The following is a 25,131-nucleotide window of genomic DNA, read 5'->3' as shown; positions in this document are numbered from 1 at the left end:
CAACGCTATGCAGGTCTATCCCAATCGATTCACAACAGAAATAGCGGGAGGCTTGAAATCCTGCTATCTCATTTTTGGTGATGAGCCACAACAAAAGTTTGAGATCCTCAACACTATTCGCGCCCATGCTAAACAGCAGGGCTTCGACGAACGCACCGTTCTAGTCGCCGACGGCGACTTTAGCTGGAATAGTTTGATTGAAGCCACTCAAGCTCTGTCGTTGTTTTCCAGCAAACAGCTCATTGAACTTGAATTACCTACGGGCAAACCCGGTAAAGAAGGCGGTGCAGTGCTGTCGGAGTTAGCTGGGCAACTGTCTGCAGACACCCTTTTGGTCGTGCACGGGCCACGCATTGGCAAAGACGTACAAAAAGCAAAGTGGTTTAAAGCCCTTGATGCTATTGGTGTTCACAGTATTTGTTACCCACTCGAAGGTAAACAGCTCCACAGCTGGATTCAAAGCCAGTTAGACGCCCATCAATTGCGTTACACCCAAGGCAGCGTTAAGTTTATTGCTGATTTTTGCGAAGGAAACCTGCTCGCGGCTCATCAAGAAATTGAAAAGTTGAGTTTGCTTTTCGCGGATACACAAATCGATGAAGCGAAACTAGAATCAGCCTTAGTCGATCAGTCGCGCTTCAACGTGTTTCAATTAATGGATGTGATGTTAGAAGGCAACGCTCAGCGATGCGTTAAGATGCTGTATCGCTTAGAAAGTGAAGGTATTGAGCCGAACATTGTCATTTGGGCGCTGATTAGAGAATGGCAAAACCTAGTTACCTTGAAGCAACAGCAACAAGACGGCAATATCCAGTGGCAAAAACTGGGGATATGGCGCAACCGACAAGGGTTTTACCAAGCCGCTATGCAACGACTTAGCGACGCCCATTTGCGTGACATTCAACACGCTCTCAGCGCAGCGGACCTCGCATTTAAACAAACCACCATTCAGCGTCCTTTTGTTAAATTGTGCCATTTGTGCATGTTGTTTTTAGCGATGCCGGTCGCCCATTTTTCTGTTTCTGATTCATGAGTAACGCCATAGCACTATTAGGCGGGACGTTTAATCCCCCTCACTTGGGCCATATCCAACCAGCTTTAGAAGTTACAGAATTGCTCAATGTAGCGCAGTTAGGGCTAATGCCGTGCAAATTGCCGCCGCATAAAAGCACCAATGGCATCGATGAAACACATCGGGTTGCGATGACCCAACTGATGTGTGCGCTAGATCCACGCTTGTATGTTGAAACCATCGAGCTTAGCTTGCCATCGCCCTCATACACGGTAAAAACCTTGCGTGAATTGCGTCGGCGTAACCCGAAAACGAGAATACACTTTCTGATTGGCGACGATTCACTGTATAATCTACCCACTTGGTATGAATGGAAGGCATTATTGGATTATTGCCACCTGGTTGTCATGAAACGTGACACCGGGCCGTTAAAGCCCGATCCGGCTTTGCATTCTTGGTTATCGCAACACCGCGTTGATCATGTTTCGCAACTTGCAGCATCGTCTCACGGACATGTCTTTCTCGCGAATACGACACTCACCACAGTGTCATCCACTGAGATAAGACAAACCATTGCACAACACAATGTGCAACACCTAACAAGTCACGCCAACGGTATTATTGATTCCGTAGCAGACTATATCAGACGCCATCACCTGTATGGCAGCAATACTGATTAAAATAAAATTTGAGGAGAACTTTTGGACCACGCAACACTCAAAGCGTTTATCGTTGACAAAATCGACGATATGAAAGGCAGAGACATAGTAGAACTCGACGTACAAGGCAAATCTAGCATTGCAGATACCCTTGTGATCTGTTCGGGCAACTCGAAGCGTCACGTTTCGTCCATTGCAGAGCACGTTATTGTTGAAGCAAAGCACGCAGGCCACCCACATTTAAATGTAGATGGCAAAGCCGCTGGAGAATGGGTACTCGTTGATTTTGGCGACATTATTCTTCACGTGATGCAGGATGAAACCCGAGATTTCTATCAGTTAGAAAAACTCTGGGGCTAAGTGCGTTAGCCGTACCGACCACTCAGCAGTAAGGACGTTTATACCCGTGCGAATACAGATTGTAGCCGTTGGAACAAAAATGCCAGATTGGGTTACCACTGGCGTGAACGAGTTCCTACGTCGATTTCCCGCTGACATGCCTGTGTCATTTGTCGAGATTCCCGCCGGTAAACGAGGTAAGAACGCGGATATAAAGCGAATACTGCAAAAGGAAGGTGAGCAAATGATTGCCGCGATTGGTAAAAACCATCGCGTTGTCACCTTAGAGGTGTTGGGACGCCCGTGGGATACCCCAACACTGGCTAAACACCTGGATAACTGGAAAATGGACGGCCGAGATGTGAGCTTGTTGATTGGCGGTCCTGAAGGCCTGGCGCCTGAATGTTGCGCCTTAGCAGAGCAACGTTGGTCGTTGTCACCACTTACTCTCCCCCACCCTCTGGTGCGTATTATCGTTGCTGAAGGCTTGTATAGAGCCTGGTCTGTTACCCAAAACCACCCCTACCATCGAGAATAAGCATGGCCAGAAAACGCCAAGCCATTCGCGATCATTCTGCTGAAGCCAACTTATTTGCTCGAAGAGCAATAGTTGCCATGCTATTTGTGCTGTTTGCGTTGGGTTTAGTCGTACACAACTTATACGTGCTGCAAGTTGAAAAATTTACCGACTACCAAACCCGTTCAAACGGCAACCGAATTAAAGTACTCCCCGTCGCCCCCAACCGTGGCTTGATATACGACCGCAACGGCGTGTTGTTAGCTGAAAATAGGCCTGTTTTTAGTTTGGAATTGGTGCCTGAGCAAATTGAAGATTTGCCACTGACTTTGCATCACCTAAAAACACTGATGGGGATCACAGATGAAGAAATTGACGATTTCTACGACGACCTAAAGGGCCAACGACGCTTCAAACCTGTGGCTTTACGCACCCGGTTAACGGAACAAGAAGTGGCGCTGTTTTCTGCACGCGCTCATCAATTTCCTGGGGTGAGTATTGAAGCACGCCTATCACGGTTTTACCCTTATGGTGAATTGCTCACCCACGCGTTAGGCTACGTAGCAAAAATCAATAAAAAAGACCTGCAAAAGCTTAACGAAGCGGGGCAAGAAGCCAATTATGCCGCTACCTACGACATTGGTAAGCTCGGTATAGAAAAATATCACGAAGAATTACTCCATGGCCAAGTGGGCTATCAGCAAGTTGAGGTGAACAGCCAAGGCCGTATTATTCGTACGCTGAGTGTTGATCCTCCTGTTCCGGGTAAAGACATCGTATTGAATATCGACATTCGCTTGCAAATTGCGGCGAAAAAAGCGCTCGAAGGTTCTCGTGGTACCGTGGTGATGGTGTCGCCCAAAACAGGCGGCGTGTTGGCCATGTACTCGAATCCAAGTTACGACCCCAATCTTTTTGTTCATGGTATTAGTAATAAAGATTACTCACGCTTGCTGAATTCACCCGACCGCCCGCTGATCAACCGTGCAACCCAAGGTCAGTATCCCCCCGCGTCGACCATCAAGCCTCACCTTGCATGGTTAGGGCTGGAAGAACAAGAAATTACCCCTGAATCCACCGTTTATGACAATGGTCGTTATCAACTCCCCAATGTGAAGCATGTTTGGCGAGACTGGAAACGCGGTGGCCATGGAAAAGTGAATGTCACCCAGTCTATTGAACAATCCTGTGACACCTTTTTTTATGACCTCGCCTACAAGTTGGGTATTGACCGTATTAGCGACGCAATGTCTGAATTTGGGTTTGGTGATTACACCGGTATTGATTTATACGAAGAATCAGACGGTAACATGCCCAGTCGAGGCTGGAAACGTGCAAGGTTCAATCAACCTTGGTATATCGGCGATACTATTCCGGTTGGGATCGGGCAGAGTTTCTGGACCGCCACGCCCATACAACTAGTGCATTCAGTTACCGCGCTGATTAATCATGGTGAACGCGCCGTACCACAGATCTTGCGAGGCTACTGGCACAATGGCAATGTTGAGTTTGAAGCGCCCAAAACACTGCGCCCCATCGTCGCAAAAGATGACAAAAACTGGCTGACGGTACTAGACGCTATGTACGGCACAGTGAACCGCTCCCACGGCACAGCTCGGCACGCATTTCACAATGCAGAGTATATTTCTGCTGGTAAAACAGGTACCGCGCAGCTTTTTTCTGTGGGTCAAAATGAAAAGTACGTTGCTGAAGACGTTGAAGAGCGCCTAAGAGATAACGCTATGTACGTGGGTTTTGCGCCCTACGACAACCCGCAAGTTGCCATTGTGGTCGTGCTTGAAAACGCCGGCGGTGGTAGCTCTAACGCAGCGCCTGTGGCGCGTACCATGCTGGACCAGTATTTTGCTACTTTTCCAAAAGAACCAACCACTGATGAAGTCAGTATGTCAGGGGCCAGTCGGTGAAAAAACAACAACTACACACCAATAAAACCACACTGCTTCAAAAGCTGCACATTGACGGCGTGTTATTGCTCGGCTTACTCACGTTAATGGGAGTGGGGTTAATTACCATTTATTCTGCCGGAGGCCAAGATATGGCCTTGGTCGAACGCCAAGTCATCCGCTTGGGCATCGCAACTTCAGTGATGTTTGCACTGGCACAAGTGTCTCCGCTTACTCTACGCGGTGTCTCCATTTACGTGTTCAGTAGTGGCGTTATTATGCTAATGGCCGTACTTTTGTTTGGAGACGTCGGCAAGGGCGCACAGCGCTGGCTCGACCTCTACTTCATTCGATTCCAACCCTCAGAAATCATGAAACTCGCGGTTTCAATGGCGGTGGCTTGGTACATCAGCAAATACACTCTCCCACCGACGTTAGGGCAGATTGTAATGGGCTTTATGATTGTTGTTGTACCGACCTTGCTTATTGCGAAACAACCCGATTTGGGTACCTCATTATTAGTTGCCAGCGCTGGTATTTTTGCGTTATTCCTGGCGGGAATGAGTTGGAAGTTGATCGGTACGGTAGGCGTACTGGGCTGCTGCTTCTTACCCATTATGTGGCTCTTTTTAATGCAAGATTACCAAAAGCAGCGGGTGTTAACTTTCTTAAACCCAGAGAGTGACCCGCTAGGTTCAGGTTATCACATTATCCAATCACAAATTGCCATTGGCTCAGGCGGGTTAGAAGGCAAAGGCTGGCTAGCAGGCACGCAGTCACAACTTGAATTTTTGCCAGAGCGCCATACAGACTTTATCTTCGCCGTATTCAGTGAAGAATTTGGTTTACTGGGCGTATTAGGTTTATTGTCGATTTATATTTTTATTATCGGCCGAGGCATGATCATCGCCGCCCGCGCTCAAGACCCCTACAGCAAGTTACTCGCGGGAAGCATTACCCTTACCTTCTTTGTTTACGTTTTTGTGAATATGGGCATGGTTTCGGGTATTTTACCTGTAGTCGGCGTACCCCTGCCGTTAGTGAGTTACGGGGGCACTTCAATGGTGACATTAATGGCCGGTTTTGGCATGCTGATGTCTATCAGTACTCAGAAACGGTTTTTGGCTCGGTAACCATGCGTTTATTTGCTCTTGCTATCGCTTTATTCTTGCTAATTGGTTGTACCAACTCCAGCCGCTATACACAAAAAACGGATTCTGCGCCAAACTTTACCTACCCCACACTTGCTCTGGTTGACGCCATCCCCAAATACGAGCCATATCGCCCGTTTAATTTGCGACGATACGAAGTATTGGGCAAAACTTATACGCCGTTAAAAACCGGAAAAGGCTTCGTGCAAGAAGGATATGCGTCTTGGTATGGACAAAAATTTCATGGTCACCTCACCTCGATTGGTGACACCTATGATATGTTCGCCATGACCGCGGCTCATAAAACATTGCCGCTTCCGTCGTACGTTAAAGTCACCAATCAAGATAACGGTAAAACCGCCATTGTGAGAGTAAACGACCGCGGACCATTTCACTCCAATCGCATTATCGATTTGTCCTATGCGGCGGCGAAAAAGCTCGGTTTTCATCAACACGGCACAACCAAAGTTAAACTCGAAGTGATTCACTTTGACGAAGACAACCAGGTTACCGTAGGTAACAATCCAACCGTTCCTTACGACGTATATGCGGGCATTGCACCGGCGGAGCCAGTTGAGGTGGTCACTATCCCTGGCTATTACATTCAAGTCGCCGCACTATCAGATAAATCACAAGCCGAGTCCATCTCTTCTGGTTTGTCATCGCTCTATCAAGTACCCAGTGAAACACCGCTTATCGACAATATCTATAAGTTGCGTTTAGGCCCCTTAAAAGACCGTTTTAAAGCCAAAATGTTGCTCGACGAATTACGTCAAAATGGTTACCCCGGCGCGTACACTGTTGAAGTCAATTTATAGGTGATGAAAAAACCGCCGTTACCAAGCGCTATTTTCCCTTATCCCAACTTATCTGGCTTGCAAAAGAAACTTTTGAAGCCAACCCTAGTCCTACGTTGATGGTTACGTTAAACTTTCGACGTATAAAGATTTCTTTTTAGTAATACAAACACGGTAATACCAATGCATAATAATTCAAACTGCGCTAAACCGTCGACATGGGCAGCCTGGCTCACTGTTTTCACTTTCTTGCTTTCAGCGCTCACATTCAGTGCGCGGGCGGCGGTGGTCATTCCCCCTTCACCCAATGTTGCAGCCAAAGGCTTTGTGCTTATGGATGACGCAACAGGGCACGTCATTGCGTCACAAAACGCCGATATGCAGCTGGCACCAGCTAGCTTAACGAAAATCATGACCATTTATGTTATTGGTAAAGAACTTCAAGCGGGCAATATCACCCTAGACGACGAAGTGACCGTGTCTGAAAATGCATGGGCTAAAAACTTCCCCGACTCGTCAAAAATGTTTATCGAAGTTGGTACCAAAGTAAAGGTTTCTGACCTACTACAAGGTATTGTGGTGCAATCGGGCAACGACGCCTGTGTTGCCATGGCAGAACACGTAGCTGGCTCTGAAAGTGCTTTCGCAGCAATGATGAACGCGCATGCTGCAAATTTAGGCATGACAGCGACACACTTTATGAATGCTCATGGTTTGCACGACCCAGACCATTACACCTCTCCTCGAGATATGGCTATTTTGTCTCGTGCGCTTATCGACGAAACGCCGGAGATGTACAAAATTTACAGCCAGAAAGAATTCACTTACAACGGTATTAAACAATACAACCGCAATAGCCTATTGTGGGATCAAAGCCTAAACGTAGATGGTATTAAAACAGGCCATACATCTGATGCGGGCTACAGCTTAATCACGTCAGCTAAACAAGGTGATATGCGTTTAATTTCTGTTGTTATGGGCACAGAAAGTGAGCGAGCGCGTAAAGTAGAAAACAAAAAGCTGCTTCGCTATGGCTTCCGCTTCTATGAAACGGTCACCCCTTACAAAGCCGGCGACAGTTTTGTTTCTCACCGCATTTATATGGGTGATCGCGAAACTGTAGACCTTGGAATTAATCAATCTACCCCCATTACCATTCCTCGTGGTCAAGCTGGCAACCTTGAAGCGAACTTCGAGTTAGACGAAAAGCTAGAAGCACCGTTGGCGAAAGGTCAGGTTGTCGGTACGCTCTACCTACAATTGGATGGTGAAGACGTTGCACAATATCCACTGGTCACACTTCAGGAAGTGAAAGAAGGTGGATTTTTTGACCGAATGATTGATTACTTGATGTTAAAAGTAGGCATGGATGACTAAATAGTCTCAAAATCTACAAACATCACGGCCAGTACGATAACAGTACTGGCTCAGGGACGGCCAGATTTGTTACAATCCGGCCGTTTTTATTTTTATAGCTTGTTTAAAGGATATCTCATGGATACCCGTTTCGACGAATTACTCGACTTCCCCACTTTCCAAACATTTAAAGTGATGGGCATTGCGCACGAAGATTTACCCACTCACGTAGTAACGTGTTTGCAAGAGCATGCGCCCGGTGATTATTCGCCAACTGTAAAGCCAAGTACCAAAGGCAACTACCACTCTGTATCAGTTAGTGTGCGCGTAACGAGCAAAGAACACATGGAGCTGATATACACCGAACTTGCTAAACTTGAACTAGTTCGGGTTGTATTGTAAACATGACCGACGCCTCTTACCCTGTGATCATACGTCAGCTTGGGTTGCAAGATTACGAGCCAATATGGCAAAAAATGCAGTCGTTCACCGATGAACGCGACGCCAATGTCGATGACGAAATCTGGTTAGTTGAACACAATAAAGTGTTTACCCAAGGGCAAGCAGGCAAAGCTGAACATATCTTGATGCCGGGGGATATTCCCGTGGTCAATGTCGATCGCGGTGGTCAAGTCACTTATCATGGGCCAGGGCAACAAGTAATCTACTTGATGCTGAATATTAAAAGGCGCAAACTAGGCGTAAGAAACTTAGTTACAGCGATGGAAAACGCTGTAGTCAGTACCATGGCCGACTTGGGTATCAGCGCCTACGCGAAACCCGACGCGCCAGGCGTCTACATTGATGAGCGCAAAGTTTGCTCATTGGGCTTAAGAATTCGAAAAGGCTGCTCATTCCATGGGTTAGCCCTTAACGTTGATATGGACCTTGCGCCGTTTCAACGCATTAATCCATGCGGTTATGCCGGCATGGAAATGACAGATTGTATTCGAGAAGGTGCCAACACCACCCTCTCAGCAGCTGGTGAGCTTTTAGTGAAACATCTGCTCGTCGAGTTGTCTATCGCACACACACAACGCAAAGAAGGTTTTGATGAGTAACGCACGACCGAAAGCGGGGATAAAACTCCGTGACGATGAAAAAGTCAAACACATTCCTATTACGATCATTCCGACCGAAAAGGAAGAGATGCTTCGTAAACCTGAGTGGATTAAAATTAAGTTACCGCGTACCACAGATCGCATTGATCACATAAAGCAGACATTGCGCAAAAACAAACTTCACTCTGTGTGTGAAGAGGCCAGTTGCCCTAACCTCGCAGAATGTTTTAATCACGGTACAGCCACCTTTATGATCTTGGGTGATATTTGTACCCGCCGTTGTCCTTTCTGTGATGTTGCCCATGGTAAACCACTTCCACCAAGCGCAGAAGAGCCTGAAAAGCTGGGTAAAACGATCAAAGAAATGGCGCTTAAGTATGTGGTCATTACCTCTGTAGACCGCGACGACCTGCGAGACGGTGGCGCGCAACACTTTGTTGATTGTATCAATGCCATTCGCGAACACAGCCCATCTACCACCATTGAAGTGCTGGTACCTGATTTTCGTGGCCGTATGGACCGAGCATTAGAGATATTTAAAGCTGGGCCACCAGATGTATTCAACCACAACTTGGAAACCATTCCTCGCTTGTATCGCGAATGTCGCCCCGGTGCGAATTATCAATGGTCGCTTGATCTGTTGAAGAAATTTAAAGAACAACACCCCACTATTCCAACAAAATCAGGTTTGATGATGGGAATGGGTGAAAACAAAGATGAGATTGCCGGTGTGTTACGCGATTTACGCGCACACAACGTCGATATGCTGACTTTGGGGCAGTACTTACAGCCAAGTAAGCATCACTTCCCATTGAAGCGCTATGTGCACCCGAACGAATTTGATGAACTCGGTGATTACGCTAAATCTATTGGGTTTACCCATGCCGCATGTGGCCCAATGGTACGTTCTAGCTATCACGCTGACCGTCAGGCCGCTGGTCACGAAGTGAAATAAGCTGACCCAGCCAATAATAGATAACAAAAAGCGCAGCCTGTTCAGGTACTGCGCTTTTTTATTGCCTATTACATCAATTATCCGTCTGTAAGGCTTTTTTCATCAGGCTTAGAGATTACGCAGACTGTAAATATTGATAACAATGCACTTGGTTCCTACCGCCAGATTTTGACTGATACAACGCTAAATCTGCACCCTTGAGCAAATTTTCCAATGCGTACCCCACGTGCTTAGTATTCGCTAAGCCAAAACTCGCCGATAATGTAAAACTGTGACCAGTTTCAGCAGTGCTTATCCCTTGTATTCGTTGTCGACAAACACTGGCCACCACATCGCCGTCGTCAATCTCACCGCGAATTAATACCACAAACTCCTCGCCACCTATCCTAGCCACGATGGGCTCCATATCTTCACATAGATGACCCAAGGATTCCGCCACAGCACATAATGCCCAATCACCTGTCGCTTGCCCAAAGGCTTCATTAATTTGGCTAAACAGGTCTAGGTCGAACAACATCAAGGTATAATGTTGGTCTTTTTGTTTACCTTGCACAAGCCTTTTGGTCACGTGATAAACAAACGCGCGCCGATTGTATAACCCAGTTAATGGGTCGTGCTGACTGGTATGGCGCAACTCGCGGTTGTGTTTCAGTTGCAGATACACACTAACAGACACAATCACACTAAGCACTATGACCAACAAAGTACCTAATACGCCGTTATTACTGTTGATTTGCGCTAACGCCACCTTAGTTTTTAGATTTTGATTGTGTGTGTTTAATGACGCTATCGCTTGCTTCTGCTTACGCAGTTCACCTTGAACCCGCGAAATAGCGAGTTGTTGGATCACATTATTGCTTTGGTCCTTTGCTTCCAGTTCACTGACAATCTCACCCCATTTTAGCGCAGCCTTTAAATTACCTGTATCGTGAGCAATATCTCTTTTTAGTCGAGATACCTTTAAATACGCTTCCAAATATTGTTTGGCATTGGGTGTTGATAAGATTTTATCGGATAGCGCATCTGCGGCTTCCCATTCGCCTAAAAACCACAACGCTTGTGCCTTGATGGTCTCCAGCGCTATGGTTTGATGAACATATTGGAGCGGTGCAATAGTAAGTATTGCCTTATCGATGAAAGGGAGCACGGCTTTGTATCGCTCACTCGCCAACAGATGCTCAGCATAGTAATAATCCGCATGCCGTGTAAACGCCGACACGGGCAAGGTATCGCAAAGCTCGGTCGCCCGTTTATAGTCGTTATCAGTGATAACTTCAGACTGGGTAGTCACATGTATAGAGAACACAGTAGACAACAACATACAGCGCTGCTCGGGGGTAGCAAACTCGTTAATCGAGCGCAATGCCATCTGTTCGGCTTTGTCATAGAGCTTTAAGTGGAAATAAAAAAATACTAACCCCATGCCGGCTTGAACGGTTGTCTCACTTTCAGGGTAGCGCGTAATATCTTTTTGCAACGTATTCGCTGTTCTCAACCCCGCTAACCAGTCTTTGCTTCCAGCTTGCAAGCTTAAAATCGTCGACATAATTCGGATCCGTAACCGTGCATTTAACACCACGGGTAGCATCATAGTTAGGTCTGATAACGCACTTTGTATATCACCACTAAACGCCGTATTTACAGCGAGTAGATAGCGTTTTTCATGGGCTTGAGCTGAGGTTAATTGACTATCGAGAAGAGAATCCAGCAAAGCTTTCGACCCTGCTGCGTCTGAAATTCTGATGCGGTCTGCCCTTGCGAGCACGTCGCCAACATCTTGAGCAAATAACGGTCCCTGAATACTCATTAAAGTCATCCCTAACAACACCAATGGTATTAATGACTTTTTCATATTTGTGCTAAAACTATTCAGGTTACTTTACCGTTGTATTCGTACACCTTATTGCGGCCGAATTGCTTCGACTGATACAGCGCTAAATCAGACGCCGAAAACAAGTTATCAAGCGTATAACCAACGCTCGCTGTATCGCTCACACCAAAACTTGCCGTTAACGACATTTGATGCCCTGAGGCTGAAGTATCAATACTTTCAATACGTTTGCGGCATAGTTCGGCTAACGCTTTCGCTTGTTCGCATGTGGCATGGTTCACTATTACCCCAAACTCTTCGCCGCCAATGCGCGCAACGGTGCATTCAGTCGTACAGGTTTTTAACAACAATCTTGATACTTCTCGTAACACCCAATCGCCCACCTGATGACCGAAGCTGTCGTTGATCCGCTTGAAATAATCAAGATCGAGTAATATTAGTGCCACCGGGTGGTTTTGCTCTTTGGCCACTTTAAGAATGCGCCGACCATTTTCGGTAAAATAACCGCGATTAAACAACTCGGTTAATGAGTCGGTTCGCGCCAATGCGGTTAGTTTGCGTTGAATTTTTCGCCCTCTGTATGCCCAAAATAGCAACGCCGCCAATAGCAAAGAAGCGAGGCTGAGTGCCAATAGAGAGTTTTGCAGTTGCTTAGACGACAATTCCCGCTCTGTCTTTAGCAACGCGTTTTCTTTATCCAGCAGCGTGATTTCACTCTCTTTACTCGATAATTCATAACGTGCTTGTTGAACCGCTAATTCCTTCGCCACTTTTTCATCAAAGTACGACATTTTCTCAATACTGATTAACGACAAATAGTGATAAGCGCGGGCGTAATCTTGATGGCGTTTCGCTACATCTAACAATACTTCGTAGGCTCGAATATGCGCATCAGGGTACTCGCCATTTTCGTCTTGTACCCATGTCTCAACACGAGAGGCATAATCAAAAGCATCTTCTTCATTGCCGTTTTCCAGTAACACTTTCGCGTACAGAGAATAGAAACTGTATAGATGAGGAGCAAATTGCAATTTTTCGGCGAGGGTTACGCCTGTTTGCGCAACGCTTAGCGCTTCTTGATATTTCTCGACGGCAAATAAATATTGGATCAGATAATAGGTGATGCTGGACACATAGATTTCGAGGCCATTTTGTTCACAATACGTGATGGCATCATCAAACTGTGCATATCCTATTTGTTCAAACAGCTTTTGTTCCGTCTTAGTCGCAATGTTTAACATTCTTGCGCCGCAACGGGTTTGTACACTAGCGTTGTTCGAGTCAATAATCTTTTGCGAATAAGACAGCACTAACTCACTGTAGCCTAAATTGTGATAGAAACTGGTGAGTGCGAGGTAAATGTCGTTCGTCACGTCATTGTCTGAGCGGTCGTCTACGGCTTCTTGAACAGAATCTGCCAGCAACAAGCCTTTGTCCCAATTTCGGGTAGCGCCGTACAAATTTAACAACGACAACATCACGCGCAGTCGCAATTCGGGATTGCTCACGTCTGGCAACAACTGTTCGTAGTGGGATACCACCGTGTTTACGTCGCTGTCGAATGTAGACACAACAGTATTGATATATCGATAAAGGTTTTTTTCGTAGTACGACAGCTGTTCTTGCGGAATATCCGCAAGTATGGCTTTCGCTTTAGCAGGATCGCGAATACGCAGATCATCCGCCTCAGATAACTGTGCTTGAAATGCCCCACCCAATACATTACTGCTTAACAGCAGTATCAGACACAGCGCTACACCTCGGTTCATTATCGCTAACCACTTCATAGCAATCTGAAATTAAACGTTACCGTTTATGCCACTGACTCGGGTACCGGCTCTTCTTCTGGCTCTCGGTTTGGCTCATCAGGATCACTCGGCTCAATCACAATCATTGTGGTATTTTCAATCCGCAACGACTTAGTTAATGCGTCGACGTCTGCAATTTCTTGTGATGATAGGTCATCGATGCTGGCTGAAGGATCAACCCCAAGCTTCTCAAGTAATGAAATAGCGGTCATTATCGGGTTCCTTGTCGGAATATTATTATTTTACGTCTTACAACGCTGTTTTTGCGTTCAACATGGGTTTTTCACACTGAAATTCCAGTGAATAGCCCTTCGGTAAACTAATTTATAACAGAAATCGTGCGTATAAACAGTGTTTTGTACCCACGAAAATAAGATAAATACAGATTATTCAGCTATTGCACTATTTTTGCCGCTAGTTTGAGCTTTTCAACAAGGTCGTGATTTGGCTTCAAACGTTGAGACGGCGGTACCACTAATGTGGTTATTGGCGTCAAATTTGCGCTGTCTAACTCTTTCAGTAATACCCATTCAATTCGCGTTTTATCCGTCATTAAGAATGGGCATTCGTAAAGCGCGACCTTATGTTCTGGTGGATACCATTGCTGCAAATGTTCCACCAACACCTTTCTCTCAGCAGCGCTGCTTACCGTTTTAGACAGAGAAATATCACCTGCTAACCCAACCTGCCACAGTATTAAATACGCAGAGGGGTCGAGTTGTCTTTGGTAAAACAACAACTGACTGGCTTCGTAGTGCTGGCAACCGTATGCGCCAGGATCGATCCCCATATCGGCGTACAAACAATCTTCGGCTGAAATACCCGGTTCCATATGGGCGCTGTAGCCCTCTTCTTTGGCAGTTTGAATAACCTGATGGGGCACTTGCGCAAACACACCCGGATGACCATAAAACACACCGACGACTTTTTTCCCTGCACGCACTTCGTCCATTATCAAGGTGTGCATTTGTCGGTAAGTCTGGCGTCGGTCCTTACCCTTTTCATACAGGTGTTGTAGCGAGCGCACATCACTATTCATCGTGGCAATCCACTGCTCCATCACAGGGTGGCAATTACTAAATACCACCTCAGCTTGGGCAATGTGATTACGGCAACGTTGTGAAATATGAGCACCGAGTGTCATTCCCGGGCCCACACACACTAAAGAGCCATGTTTTTCAGCCATACTACTTTGTCTCTGCGATCCAATGATTGATTTTTTCACTCAAAATCGGCATCGGCATTGAGCCATCTATCAGAATTTGACGATGGAATGCTTTGATATCGAACTTGTCGCCCAACGCCGCTTTGGCTTTCTCTCTCAAACCTCGAATATGACGCTCACCCGACTTGTAGGCCAATGCCTGACCGGGCATAGCAATGTAGCGTTCGACTTCCGCAATAACGTCTGATTCTGCCATAGACGAATTAGCCAGCATGTATTCTATGGCCTGTTCTCGTGACCAACCAAATGCGTGAAGACCGGTATCGACCACCAACCGCATTGCTCGTAGTTGTTCATCAGACAAGCGGCCGTACCACATATAAGGGTCGCTAAATAAACCTAGCTCTTTGCCTAAACTTTCGGCATATAAGGCCCAACCTTCAGCAAATACCGTATACCCGCCAAACTTACGAAAACGCGGCATGCCCTCTACTTCTTGTTGTATCGCAATTTGAAAGTGATGACCGGGCGCCGCCTCGTGTACGCTCAAGGTTTCCATTAAGTATTTGGGCTGTGCCTTCAGGTTATAGGTATTAATGTAGAAAATTCCTGGGCGTGAACCATCAACCGCTGGCGGCATATAACTGGCGCCCGCGGCAGATTGCGCCCGATACGCCTCAACCGGCTTAACGACATAATCGGCTTTAGGAAAAACAGAAAACAGCGTGGGCAAACGACGATCGATATCGGCTTTGATATTAGTGTAAGCATCAATCACCGCTTGTTCGTTATCAAAGAAAAACCGATCATCTGTACGCAAATATTCAAAAAACGCCGCTAGGTCGCCGTTAAAGCCGACTTGCGCTTTCACTTGTTTCATTTCATCTAAAATTCGCGCGACTTCACTCAATCCATACTCGTGCAAAGCTGTGGCTGTCAGAGGCAAGGTTGTATGCGTTTTTATCATATACTCGTACCACGCTTTGCCATTTGGCAATGCTGATAAGCCAACCGTGTCTCTCGCGTTTTTTAAATAATCAGTTGCCATGTATTGATAAACACGCTGATACGATGGGATGATCACCCTTTCAATCATATTGATATATTGCGGTTTTATGCGCGCTTTATCTTGCGCCGAAATACCGTCGTTCGTATCAAGTGCAGCAACCGGACCATAAAACAAACTTTGAGTGGGGTCGTCAACGATTTGCGCCTGCAATTGCGGTAATACTTTTTTCACCAATACTTTTGGTAGCACAATGCCTTTCGTTACCCCTTCTTGCATGGCGGCAATAGTACTGCGCATATACACCGCAAACCCTTGTGCTCTGCGCATAAAGTTGTCGTAGTCTTGCGCGGTATTAAAAGGTTGTGCAGACTGGCCTGAACCTAAACTTGCAAAGTAGCTTGGCACACCGCCAAACTGGTCAATCGGCATCAACTCACCGTGAAATTGAAAACCTTGCAAATCGTGCTGTAAGCTCGATTTTAAAATGGCGTAGTTAAGCCAATCTTGTCCGTGTAGCGAGTCAGCATCAATAACAGCGAGTAAATCTAAATATTTGCGGTAGTACGCTTGCTGTTGAGCAAGGCTTGCCTCTCCAATGGGAGCATTAAATTGCCCATTATACTGAGATGCACCGACAAACGTTGCCATTAAAGGGTTAAGGGCTAAACCATCATCAAAATAGCTGCGGGTAATCGAACTCAATTGTTCCGCTGCGCTGGGTTCTGGCACTTCGATTTCTGTTTTATTTGATGAACATCCCATCACTAATGTGGTGGATAAAGCCCAGATAATTAGCCCACGTTTCATGTTTTTTCTCGTTATTTCCATTGTGAGGGCAAATTAAAGCACGCCCGTGCATCCGGCACAACTTGTTGTCATTGCCGATGAGACACGCATAGCGGTATCGGACGGCACGAGGGACTGCTAGAATACGCTCTAAAAAATAAGGCCGTTTGCTATGAGAAAACACATTTACATTGCCTACACAGGTGGCACCATTGGTATGCAACCTTCGGATCACGGATATATCCCTGTATCCGGATTTTTAGGCGAAACACTGGACAATATGCCAGAATTTCACCGAGAAGAAATGCCGTTGTATACCTTGCACGAGTACGACAACCTCATCGACTCTTCTGATATGAACCCTTCTGATTGGCAGCGCATTGCTGATGACATTGCCAGTGTTTATGATCAGTACGACGGTTTCATCATCTTGCACGGCACAGATACAATGGCGTACACCGCGTCTGCGCTCAGCTTTATGTTAGAAAACTTGTCGAAGCCTGTGATTGTGACAGGTTCGCAAATTCCCCTCGCAGAACTGCGTTCTGATGGACAGGTTAATTTACTTAACGCTCTGTATATCGCTGCCAACTACCCCATTGCCGAAGTTGGGTTGTTTTTCAATAATCGCCTACTTCGTGGTAACCGCAGTCGTAAAGTAGATGCGGACGGGTTTAATGCCTTTGATTCTCCCAACTTTCCACCGCTTCTAGAAGCAGGCATTAATATCCGATTAAAAGCCGGTAAATTGGCCGAGCCGAATCACCAGCCTTTGCAAGTGAGTCCGGTAAAAGCTCAGCCCATCGGTTTGGTGAGCCTGTACCCTGGAATAGCACCTGAAGTAATTAAAAACACACTTCAGCAACCGGTGAACGCGTTAATTTTACTGAGCTACGGTGTGGGGAATGCACCACAACAGCCTGCGTTGCTAGAACAGCTCCGCTACGCTGAATCCCGAGAAATTGTGGTACTCAACTGCACACAATGCCTGCGAGGCCGTGTCAACATGGGCGGTTATGCCACTGGGCACGGCTTACAAGAAGTTGGAGTGATTTCAGGCAGCGACATGACGCCCGAAGCCGCATTAGCAAAACTTCATTATTTGTTGAGTAAGTCGTTACCGTTCGACACCCTTAAGCAACAACTCACACAAGACTTACGTGGAGAGATGAGCAGCTTATGATGACAGAATATCAGGGGAACTTGGCCAAAATGCAGGTAGAGATGAATGACCAAGGCGTGGCTAGCTACCGTTTACCCATCGGTGAATCTCGTGTTGATATGAACGCGCTTGTGGGCCAATCGGTTTCCGTTGTTTACAACAATACCATTCACTGCGGGCACTGCGGTAGACTCACGAAAAAGAGCTTCAATCAAGGCTATTGCTACCCTTGCTTAATGAAGCTGGCCCAATGCGATACTTGTATCATTAAGCCTGAACTATGCCATTACCATGAAGGCACCTGTAGAGAGCCGGAATGGGGCGAAACACACTGTTTAAGCGATCATTTTGTATATTTGTCAAATACAGGCACCACCAAAGTCGGCATTACCCGCCATGTCACTGACGGGGTATCCAGCCGTTGGATTGACCAAGGTGCAACCCAGGCGATTGTTGTGATGCGCGTGCCGGATCGCTTGACCAGTGGAGAAGTGGAAACCATTTTTAAAGGCCACATCGGCGATAAAACCAACTGGCGAACTATGCTCAAAGGCCAGATTGATACCATTGATATGGCTGAATTACGTGACATTCTGTTTGAAAAAGTTGCCGCAGATCTTGATGAACTGGCGAATAAAAAAGGATTGCAAGCTTTCACTAAGGTCGATACCCCAGCGTTAACGATCGATTATCCTGTTGATACCTATCCGATAAAGATCAAGTCAATTAATCTAGATAAAACACCAGAATTTTCGGGCACGTTAACCGGAATAAAAGGCCAATACTGGATGTTGGATGGTGATAGAGTGATCAATATCAGAAAATACGCGGGTTACGACGTTACCCTGTCAGTGCAGTCACAGTGAAATAACAGAGTTTAAGTAATAAAAAAGCCAACTGCGCTCACCAAAGGTGACAACGATGTTGGCTTTTATGAGAAGTGGTGCATATGTTGTTGCCGGTTTGGCAGGTTAATGTACCTCTTCTCCTTCCATCTCACTGGCTAAGTCATCAAGCCGCGCTAACATGTCATCAAAACCGTCTTCTCTGATTTTGTATCGCACACGCACATGATAATTATCACGGCCGTATTTCACTGATAGCTGTTCGGCCTCTAAGTGACTCGCGGTATTTAGAAACCGATAGGCTTGAGGCTGTGTTAGAAACACATATTCAACACTATTAAACACGGTTAACGCTCCAACGCATGACGTACAATACGCTCAAAGCGATCTTGAAAACGCTGTTGTTCACTGGTTAACGGGCCACACCCGAGCCATTGCAACACCAACTCGTCGACAGAAGCCGCCTCGCCTTGCTCCATTTTGGCAGTTAACAACGCCAACTGACGAGTTTGACGCAGAGAATAATCCTGCTCTGGACTGTCTAATCCAAGCAATATTTCTAACTCAACCGTTAATTGATGGCGTAAATCTGCGTTTCCTTGTCCATTGGCGATGGCTTGCTGCCATACACGAGGGATTTCTGCCCAGTACTTTCCGTCTTCAACCTGGTCGGCGGGCTGTGATTCAGTCCAATTTGCCAACAGGTTAATCAAAGCGCCAAGGTGCAAATCTAGCTTTCTTTGTTCCGCTTCAGCAATACGCACATTCAGTGTTTTGGCTATGCCTTTGAGCTTGCCATCAACGCCCGTGGTTTTTGTGTTTTTCAGCGTGCGTTGGAGGTTTTTCCACTCGTCTTGTAAATCATCTAATTGCACACTTACTTCACCAATAGGCGCTGTTTTAGCTGTCTGTGCAAGTTGCGTTACCTTGTCGATGAAAGCGTCTAACTCAGTTTTTTCAGACTGTCGTTGAGCAACCCGATTGGCCTTTGCTTGCGCAAAAATGTCGTCGTTTGCTTGTTTGAATTGCTGCCACAACCGCCCTTCATAACGGCGACCTGCATGTCCAATTTCCTTCCATTGAGCCTGTAATTGCTGAGCTGAAGCAACCACATTATTATCGTCTTGCGCTTGGTTGAGCTGCTTAGCTTTGTCTATTAGTGTTTGTTTCGCCGCGCGATTTTCTTGATGCCACTGGTTCACAACCACCATGACACTCGCAAGTGCACTATCCCACTGAGCACGAAGTTCGGCATAAGCTGTACGGTCAACTTGCCCCGCATTGCGCCACGCCTGTTTTAGCGTTTCACTCGCTTTATACACTTCTTCCGGCTGTTGAGTAAGATCTAGCGCCTCGAGCTGCTGAATCAGCATTTGACGCTCACTTTTTGCCGTCTCTCTTTGTTTTTCTTGTTCAGCGAAAAACAATCGACACGGCTCAAATGCGTGCTCCAGCGCCTCATCAAAAGCTTGGTTTAACGCATTATCCTCTGCGTCGTCAGTTGCCCCTAAACTCTGCCACTGCTTACGCAAATATTTAATTTGCCTTACTCGAGCTGGAATATCGTCAGCGGGTTCAGACAACAAGCGTTTCGCATCTTCCAATAACGCAGGCTTGCGCGGCGCAGCAAGATAACTCTGCCAGCCCTCTAACCGACTGATTTGTTCTTTGGTTTGGTCAAAACGTCGTTGCAATAACGCCTGTGAGCTTTCGGGCAAGGTAGAAAAATCTTGCTCTAAGCGTGTGAAGCGTGCCATTGCACCGCGAAACTTTCCTTGCTCAACCATAGAACCAATAATATTGAGGTGCTTGCGACAGTGCTTTAAATGCTGCTGTTGCTCTGCCTTGCGCTGTTGATTAAGGTCGCGCCATTGCGACTTTAATTTCTTCCAACGACTCAACAAGTTCTCAGGTAACGATGGCATTGCATCGGTGAGATCTCGCCACTGTGTTTGCAGTAAATCCCACTCATTTTTAGTTGCGAGAATCTGTTCTGGGTCTTGCTTATCAAATAGCGCTTCCGCCTGCTCTACAATCACTTGTAGCTTTTGAGCTTGCTGCTGACAAGCCGGAAAACTATCTAGCGCACGCTGGCACTGAGTAAGTTGTTCTGAAAACCGTACATCAACATGCTCGTGTTCTTTTAACGCAGTTACAACTGCCTCGGCTTCCTGAGAAATCTCAACAACATTTTGTACATCAGCTAATGTAGCGCTAAACAACTTGTGCTCAAACAACACATCGAGTTCACTGCGCAATTGCTCGACCTTGTTTTTCACTTCGGCGAGCAAGCTCTCGCGAATCTGAGCCTTTTCTTGTTCGTGCCAATGAGGTTTTAGTCGCGCTAGATGCCTCTGTATTCGGGTAGATAACGCCTCAGCCTTATCGTTAAAAGACGTGGCTAACTGGGGGTCGAGACAATCAAACTCTCTACTCGCCTTCATGAACGATTGAGACAGCTCATTGAATTGCGCTTCAACGCTTGGAAAATCCGACTTATCAAGTAAAGCTTTGATCTTCGCCAAGATAAGTGTGACGTCTTTTTCAATTTGTATTGGTTTTTGCTTTGCGATATCAATAGCGGCAATCCGTTGATTTGCCAATTGCACGAGCGCTTCATCAGCGGCTTTCTTCGCAATTTTTTGCAGTAAATCGACGTCTTGTGTGCTGGTGATAATCTGTGACGCTAACTCGCTGTTATCATAATTCAAGCACACGTGTACTACCGTTGCTTGACGCCCAACCTTGTCTAACAGCTGAATCACGAGCTGGGTGTGCTGTGTTAGATCTTGCCCCTGCATCAACACACTGTGCACTAAATCTGACGAAGCCGAATTAAGTAGGAAATCAGTACGTTCACGTTCTGAAATATCAGCCGTATCCGATAGTATCGCTTCGTTAACCCATTTTTGTGCGCGCTGTTTCACCTGTGCATCAGACGCAATCTGTGACATCTTTTGCCACAACGCGAATGAATTGAGCTTTTCTAGCGCCGCAAGGCTGACTTCACGGTTATCATCATTAAATGCAAGTTCATGCAAAATGCGTTTTTCATTAATCGAATCTGGTGAAAGCTTTGCGATAGATTCAATACGTGTTTGAGGATTTTCGCTGGCGTGTGCCGGGGTGAAAAAACGACTAAATATCATCCTGTTTAAACCGTGCAATAGGTTGACTTGAAAGCTGTTGCTCGCGTAACTCTTCTCGAAATTCGCGTTTGCTCTTATGAACAATGTCGCCGTCTTCGTTTACCGTCATGTGTTCATTAGATTTGGCAACTTTCGCTTGATACAAAAGCACAGCTTGCATGCTGTTTTCTTTTTGTTCTTCGGTCAACGGCGTACCGTCAGGCCACTTGCCTGTTTCAACTGCCTGACGTAACCGTTCATATACGTCGGGGGTCATTGCTGCTAAAAGCGCATCTACATTCATGAGGAAAACCGTTTGATATACAATATGCGTACGCGATTGACTACGTACCAAACAAAACCAACAACAGCGCCAAGAATGGCTAAGTTGTGTTGCATTTCGCCTGCGCTCACACCGCCCCAAGACATAACCCCAAAGCTCGCGATAAAAATCAGCATCGCCAACATTGATTGGTTTTGAATACCGTGTAGCTTTTTGTGACGATTTAAATTTTCTTTGCGCTGAATATCTTCGGCTGACGCCTCACCAATTGCGAACTCGCAATGCTGGCACACTTCCGCTTTATCAGAAATTTTCTTTTTACAGGCAGGACAATCGATTAATGCCATATTTTGCTCCCGTTTTTTACTACTCGACTCACTAACTGGGTAGCCTTTTATTATACCCTTTGAGAAGGTGTTTTAGATCAGAATGCCAGATACAAAAAAGCGGTGCCCACTGACTCACTAATACAGCGAGAAAGCTGACACCGTTTCCTTTGAAGAGCCTTACTTGTTTACTTTATCCCAGTACTCGTTCATGGTCTCTTTCATTTCTTTACAGAGTAACATAATCCCGAACAAGTTTGGCAGTGTCATCACAACAATTGCAACTGCTGACAATGCCCAAACCAAAGTGGTGTCTGAGAATGCTGCCCAAATAAAGCCTGCCACATAAAAAACGCGGTATGGCATAACAGAGCGAGGGCCGAATAAATAGGTCATGGCGCGGTCACCGTAGTAAGACCATGCAATTGCCGTTGAAAAAGCAAACAGCAGCAAACCTACACTGACAATATATTGCCCGAAGTCACCAAACCAGCCACGGGTAAAGGCGATAGTGGTTAATGACGCAGAATGCACCAATGACTTACCTTTGATAATAATACTGTCTTTAACAGGCTTACCGTCTTTCACTTTTAACGTACCGGTGAACAAGTCGTCGTCACCAACCATGTAGGTCACGTCTTCTGCAACTGAGCGCGCATTAATCAACGTAAAGCCACCACTCACTGCAGTACCATTCACAATAGAAATTTCACCGTTGAATTCTTCAACTTTGTGGCCTTCTTGCTCATTGAGATACTGAAACAACGCAGTCTTGTCGGCTTCGTTAGCGTCTGAATAGGTACCAACAACAAATTCCATATCTGAACGGTCAAACACGTTTTCGTGTTTTTCTTTCCACACACCTGAAGACAAAATTACCAAGCCTGTCACCGTACAAATTAAAATGGTATCGATGAAAGGTTCGAGCAATGACACCATACCTTCTGATGCCGGCTCTTTCGTTTTGGCAGCTGCGTGAGCAATAGGCGCAGAACCTTGACCAGCCTCGTTTGAGAACAAACCACGGTTTACGCCTCGGTTAAAGGCATAGGCCAACGATGCACCTAAGAAGCCGCCAGCCGCTGCAGAACCGGTAAAGGCATCGCCAATTACCGCAGCAAAGGAAGGTAGAATATTTTCAGCGTTAGCCAAAATAACAGCAAGGGCGCCAATTAGATAAATAACCGCCATGAAAGGTACGATTTTAGAGGTCACTGCAGCAATGCGCTGAATACCACCTAAGATCACCAACGCCAGTAAAATCCCTAGCACGCCGCCCACAATCATTGGGTCGAAACCGAAGGTCGCTTCAATACTAGTAGCAATACCGTTACTTTGCGGCAAGTTACCAGTACCAAACGAACTGATTACCGTTGCCACTGCAAACGCCACCGCCAACCACTTCATGTTCAAACGACGGTCCATGTAATACATGGGGCCACCTGCCATAGTGCCATCTTCGGTTTGCACGCGATATTTATGCGACAAGGTCACCTCAACAAACTTGGTAGTCATACCAAAGAATGCTGTTGCCCACATCCAAAACAACGCAGCAGGACCACCCAAGTAAATAGCAAAGGCCACACCACTGATGTTACCCGTACCAACCGTACCCGAGAGGGCCGTGGTTAATGCTCTGAAATGAGTAGTATCACCAGGGTCGTTATCGTGATCGTACTTTCCTGTCACGATTTTCCAAGCGTGCTTAAAAAAGCGGATCTGTGGGAATTTTAAATAGATCGTAAAAAACAAACCCACACCCAGCAGCGCGAACGGGAACCAACCGGCTCCCCCTAGCATGCCATCCAATGACACTAAAAAGTTATGTAAAGCTTCCAAAAATGTTCCCCTTTGTTCTTATTATCGCTTGTTATTGTTGTTAGCGTAACTTTGATACTACGGCACGGGTTGCGACCAGTAAATCCTCACCAAGTTGCAAACAGCGCTGTACAGACCAGCCGTAAACGGGGTCTGGTAGATTATTATTATCTTTAAATGGCATTTCGAAGGTGTACGCTAAGCAATCGAATTGTTGCCCCACTGCATTAGAAGCAACGGTTAAATTCGCTTTGCCCGGTTCGTCCTTAGCGTAACCAAATTCATCTTGAAACTCTGGTGTCACTGCAAGTAAGGTTTGTTTAAACAAATCTTCTAGCGATTGAAGGCGCGGAGAATAAGCAGGAATACCTTCACTGCCTGCCACGAAGTTGTATGGTAGAGCCTCGTCGCCGTGTAAGTCGAGGTACATATCCACGCCAGTCTCTTTCATCTTATTCAATACGAAAAATACTTCTGGGCTTTTTTCCAAACTCGGCGTCGCCCACTCGCGATTCAGGTTCACCCCGACAGCATTAGTGCGCAAGTGACCGCGTGCTGACCCATCTGGGTTCATATTGGGGACGATATAAAAAACGGCTTGTTCGAGTAGTTCTCTGCTCAAACCGTCTTGAGTGTCGAGTAATCGGTTAATTAAACCTTCTGCACACCACTCAGCCATGGTTTCACCAGGATGCTGACGAGCTGTTATCCAAATTGCCTTTTTCTCTTCTGATGGCTCACCCACCACCAATAAATGCATGTCTCGGCCGTCTAGGGTTTGCCCTAACAATTCAACGTTACAATCAGGTGCCATTTGCGCATCACTGACCAAATCAAGGTGGCGTTCGTAGCTGTAGGGAATAAAGTAGGCGAAGTAAACAATGGGTTGTTCGAGGGTGAGCGAGAAAGAGAGGTCGTTTCCGGTAAAGTCGCTGTCGACTCTGAACCATTCTTTTCTGTCGTAGGAGGCGAGTACATCGTACCCTTCCCACCCTTTTGGATACGCTGACTTTTCTAGGTCAGTGATAGTTAATTTGTGCTCTACAAAAGCTTCACTGTAGAGGCGGAAATGAAACCATTGATAAAAGTCAGACTGGTTGTCTTTATTAATCGTAAGTTGGATGTCGGTTGGATCTGTCGCGCGCACAACTTGGATGTTGCCACTGTCAAATTGACTGGATATCTGCATCGTTCGTGAGTTCGTGTTGTTATTTGCGGG

24 protein-coding genes are annotated in these 25,131 nt (G+C 46.2%); 13 read left to right on the top strand and 11 right to left on the bottom strand.

From position 1 onward, the window contains the following. Positions 1–7: 7 nt before the first annotated feature. From holA to lipA, 11 genes are all read left to right on the top strand, one after another. On the top strand, positions 8–1,033 hold the full coding sequence (holA, locus tag ACXAH6_RS09720) for a DNA polymerase III subunit delta (RefSeq protein WP_474876469.1): 1,026 nt from the start codon (positions 8–10) through the stop codon (positions 1,031–1,033). Next, on the top strand, positions 1,030–1,692 hold the full coding sequence (gene nadD / locus ACXAH6_RS09715; protein WP_474876468.1) for a nicotinate-nucleotide adenylyltransferase: 663 nt from the start codon (positions 1,030–1,032) through the stop codon (positions 1,690–1,692). The genes holA and nadD overlap by 4 nt, the downstream gene beginning before the upstream one ends. A 21-nt stretch (positions 1,693–1,713) precedes the next feature. Further along, complete coding sequence (gene rsfS / locus ACXAH6_RS09710; RefSeq protein WP_474876467.1) at positions 1,714–2,031, top strand: ribosome silencing factor; 318 nt, start codon at positions 1,714–1,716, stop codon at positions 2,029–2,031. Between the two features lie 46 nt (positions 2,032–2,077). Continuing rightward, entirely contained in the window at positions 2,078–2,548 is a 471-nt protein-coding gene (rlmH, locus tag ACXAH6_RS09705; RefSeq protein WP_474876466.1) for a 23S rRNA (pseudouridine(1915)-N(3))-methyltransferase RlmH, read from the top strand. Between the two features lie 2 nt (positions 2,549–2,550). Then, entirely contained in the window at positions 2,551–4,452 is a 1,902-nt protein-coding gene (mrdA, locus tag ACXAH6_RS09700; protein ID WP_474876465.1) for a penicillin-binding protein 2, read from the top strand. Continuing rightward, positions 4,449–5,564: a rod shape-determining protein RodA gene (gene rodA, locus ACXAH6_RS09695; protein WP_474876464.1), complete on the top strand. Its 1,116-nt coding sequence runs from the start codon at positions 4,449–4,451 to the stop codon at positions 5,562–5,564. Before mrdA ends, rodA begins: the two co-directional genes overlap by 4 nt. 2 nt (positions 5,565–5,566) lie before the next feature. Then, complete coding sequence (locus ACXAH6_RS09690; protein WP_474876463.1) at positions 5,567–6,400, top strand: septal ring lytic transglycosylase RlpA family protein; 834 nt, start codon at positions 5,567–5,569, stop codon at positions 6,398–6,400. A gap of 162 nt (positions 6,401–6,562) precedes the next feature. Next, positions 6,563–7,756 (top strand): serine hydrolase, encoded by a 1,194-nt coding sequence (locus tag ACXAH6_RS09685; protein ID WP_474876462.1) that lies wholly within the window; start codon positions 6,563–6,565, stop codon positions 7,754–7,756. 117 nt (positions 7,757–7,873) lie between these two features. Further along, positions 7,874–8,137, top strand: coding sequence for a DUF493 family protein YbeD (ybeD, locus tag ACXAH6_RS09680; protein WP_474876461.1), 264 nt, complete (start codon positions 7,874–7,876; stop codon positions 8,135–8,137). Between the two features lie 2 nt (positions 8,138–8,139). Then, entirely contained in the window at positions 8,140–8,796 is a 657-nt protein-coding gene (gene lipB, locus ACXAH6_RS09675; RefSeq protein ID WP_474876460.1) for a lipoyl(octanoyl) transferase LipB, read from the top strand. Next, positions 8,789–9,751 carry a lipoyl synthase gene (gene lipA, locus ACXAH6_RS09670; protein WP_474876459.1) on the top strand — a complete coding sequence of 321 codons (963 nt, stop codon included), beginning with the start codon at positions 8,789–8,791 and terminating at the stop codon, positions 9,749–9,751. The genes lipB and lipA overlap by 8 nt, the downstream gene beginning before the upstream one ends. A 115-nt stretch (positions 9,752–9,866) precedes the next feature. Here the strand turns inward: lipA and ACXAH6_RS09665 are convergent, their stop codons facing one another. The 5 genes from ACXAH6_RS09665 to ACXAH6_RS09645 form a co-directional block, all read right to left on the bottom strand. After that, positions 9,867–11,558, bottom strand: a complete 1,692-nt coding sequence (locus tag ACXAH6_RS09665) for a GGDEF domain-containing protein (RefSeq protein ID WP_474876458.1) — start codon at positions 11,556–11,558, stop codon at positions 9,867–9,869. Positions 11,559–11,620: 62 nt separating this feature from the next. Next, positions 11,621–13,369: a tetratricopeptide repeat-containing diguanylate cyclase gene (locus tag ACXAH6_RS09660; RefSeq protein ID WP_474876457.1), complete on the bottom strand. Its 1,749-nt coding sequence runs from the start codon at positions 13,367–13,369 to the stop codon at positions 11,621–11,623. 26 nt (positions 13,370–13,395) lie between these two features. Continuing rightward, positions 13,396–13,602, bottom strand: a complete 207-nt coding sequence (locus ACXAH6_RS09655) for a hypothetical protein (protein WP_474876456.1) — start codon at positions 13,600–13,602, stop codon at positions 13,396–13,398. 182 nt (positions 13,603–13,784) lie between these two features. After that, positions 13,785–14,576, bottom strand: coding sequence for an SAM-dependent methyltransferase (locus ACXAH6_RS09650; protein WP_474876455.1), 792 nt, complete (start codon positions 14,574–14,576; stop codon positions 13,785–13,787). Position 14,577: 1 nt separating this feature from the next. Then, on the bottom strand, positions 14,578–16,371 hold the full coding sequence (locus ACXAH6_RS09645) for a DUF885 domain-containing protein (RefSeq protein ID WP_474876454.1): 1,794 nt from the start codon (positions 16,369–16,371) through the stop codon (positions 14,578–14,580). Between the two features lie 151 nt (positions 16,372–16,522). Between ACXAH6_RS09645 and ansA the strand changes: the two genes are divergently transcribed. Further along, a complete protein-coding gene (gene ansA / locus ACXAH6_RS09640) occupies positions 16,523–17,533 on the top strand; it encodes an asparaginase (RefSeq protein WP_474876453.1) in 1,011 nt (336 codons plus the stop codon). Further along, complete coding sequence (locus tag ACXAH6_RS09635) at positions 17,533–18,378, top strand: DUF2797 domain-containing protein (protein ID WP_474876585.1); 846 nt, start codon at positions 17,533–17,535, stop codon at positions 18,376–18,378. The genes ansA and ACXAH6_RS09635 overlap by 1 nt, the downstream gene beginning before the upstream one ends. Positions 18,379–18,483: 105 nt before the next feature. Here the strand turns inward: ACXAH6_RS09635 and ACXAH6_RS09630 are convergent, their stop codons facing one another. From ACXAH6_RS09630 to ACXAH6_RS09605, 6 genes are all read right to left on the bottom strand, one after another. After that, the gene (locus ACXAH6_RS09630; RefSeq protein ID WP_474876452.1) at positions 18,484–18,702 is read right to left on the bottom strand and encodes a hypothetical protein; all 219 of its coding nucleotides are present in this window, start codon (positions 18,700–18,702) and stop codon (positions 18,484–18,486) included. Positions 18,703–18,704: 2 nt separating this feature from the next. Beyond that, the gene (locus ACXAH6_RS09625; RefSeq protein ID WP_474876451.1) at positions 18,705–21,506 is read right to left on the bottom strand and encodes a DUF349 domain-containing protein; all 2,802 of its coding nucleotides are present in this window, start codon (positions 21,504–21,506) and stop codon (positions 18,705–18,707) included. Continuing rightward, positions 21,496–21,789: a YeaC family protein gene (locus ACXAH6_RS09620; protein WP_474876450.1), complete on the bottom strand. Its 294-nt coding sequence runs from the start codon at positions 21,787–21,789 to the stop codon at positions 21,496–21,498. The genes ACXAH6_RS09625 and ACXAH6_RS09620 overlap by 11 nt, the downstream gene beginning before the upstream one ends. Then, positions 21,786–22,115 carry a hypothetical protein gene (locus ACXAH6_RS09615; protein WP_474876449.1) on the bottom strand — a complete coding sequence of 110 codons (330 nt, stop codon included), beginning with the start codon at positions 22,113–22,115 and terminating at the stop codon, positions 21,786–21,788. The genes ACXAH6_RS09620 and ACXAH6_RS09615 overlap by 4 nt, the downstream gene beginning before the upstream one ends. A gap of 159 nt (positions 22,116–22,274) precedes the next feature. Beyond that, positions 22,275–23,933: an alanine/glycine:cation symporter family protein gene (locus tag ACXAH6_RS09610; RefSeq protein ID WP_474876448.1), complete on the bottom strand. Its 1,659-nt coding sequence runs from the start codon at positions 23,931–23,933 to the stop codon at positions 22,275–22,277. Between the two features lie 40 nt (positions 23,934–23,973). Then, positions 23,974–25,101 (bottom strand): M14 family metallopeptidase, encoded by a 1,128-nt coding sequence (locus ACXAH6_RS09605; RefSeq protein ID WP_474876447.1) that lies wholly within the window; start codon positions 25,099–25,101, stop codon positions 23,974–23,976. Between the last annotated feature and the right edge of the window lie 30 nt (positions 25,102–25,131).

It is taken from the genome of Alteromonas sp. ABE4_545 (assembly GCF_056161325.1).
The sequence above is the reverse complement of the archived record's forward strand: the minus strand, read 5'-3'. Positions and strand labels throughout refer to the sequence as shown.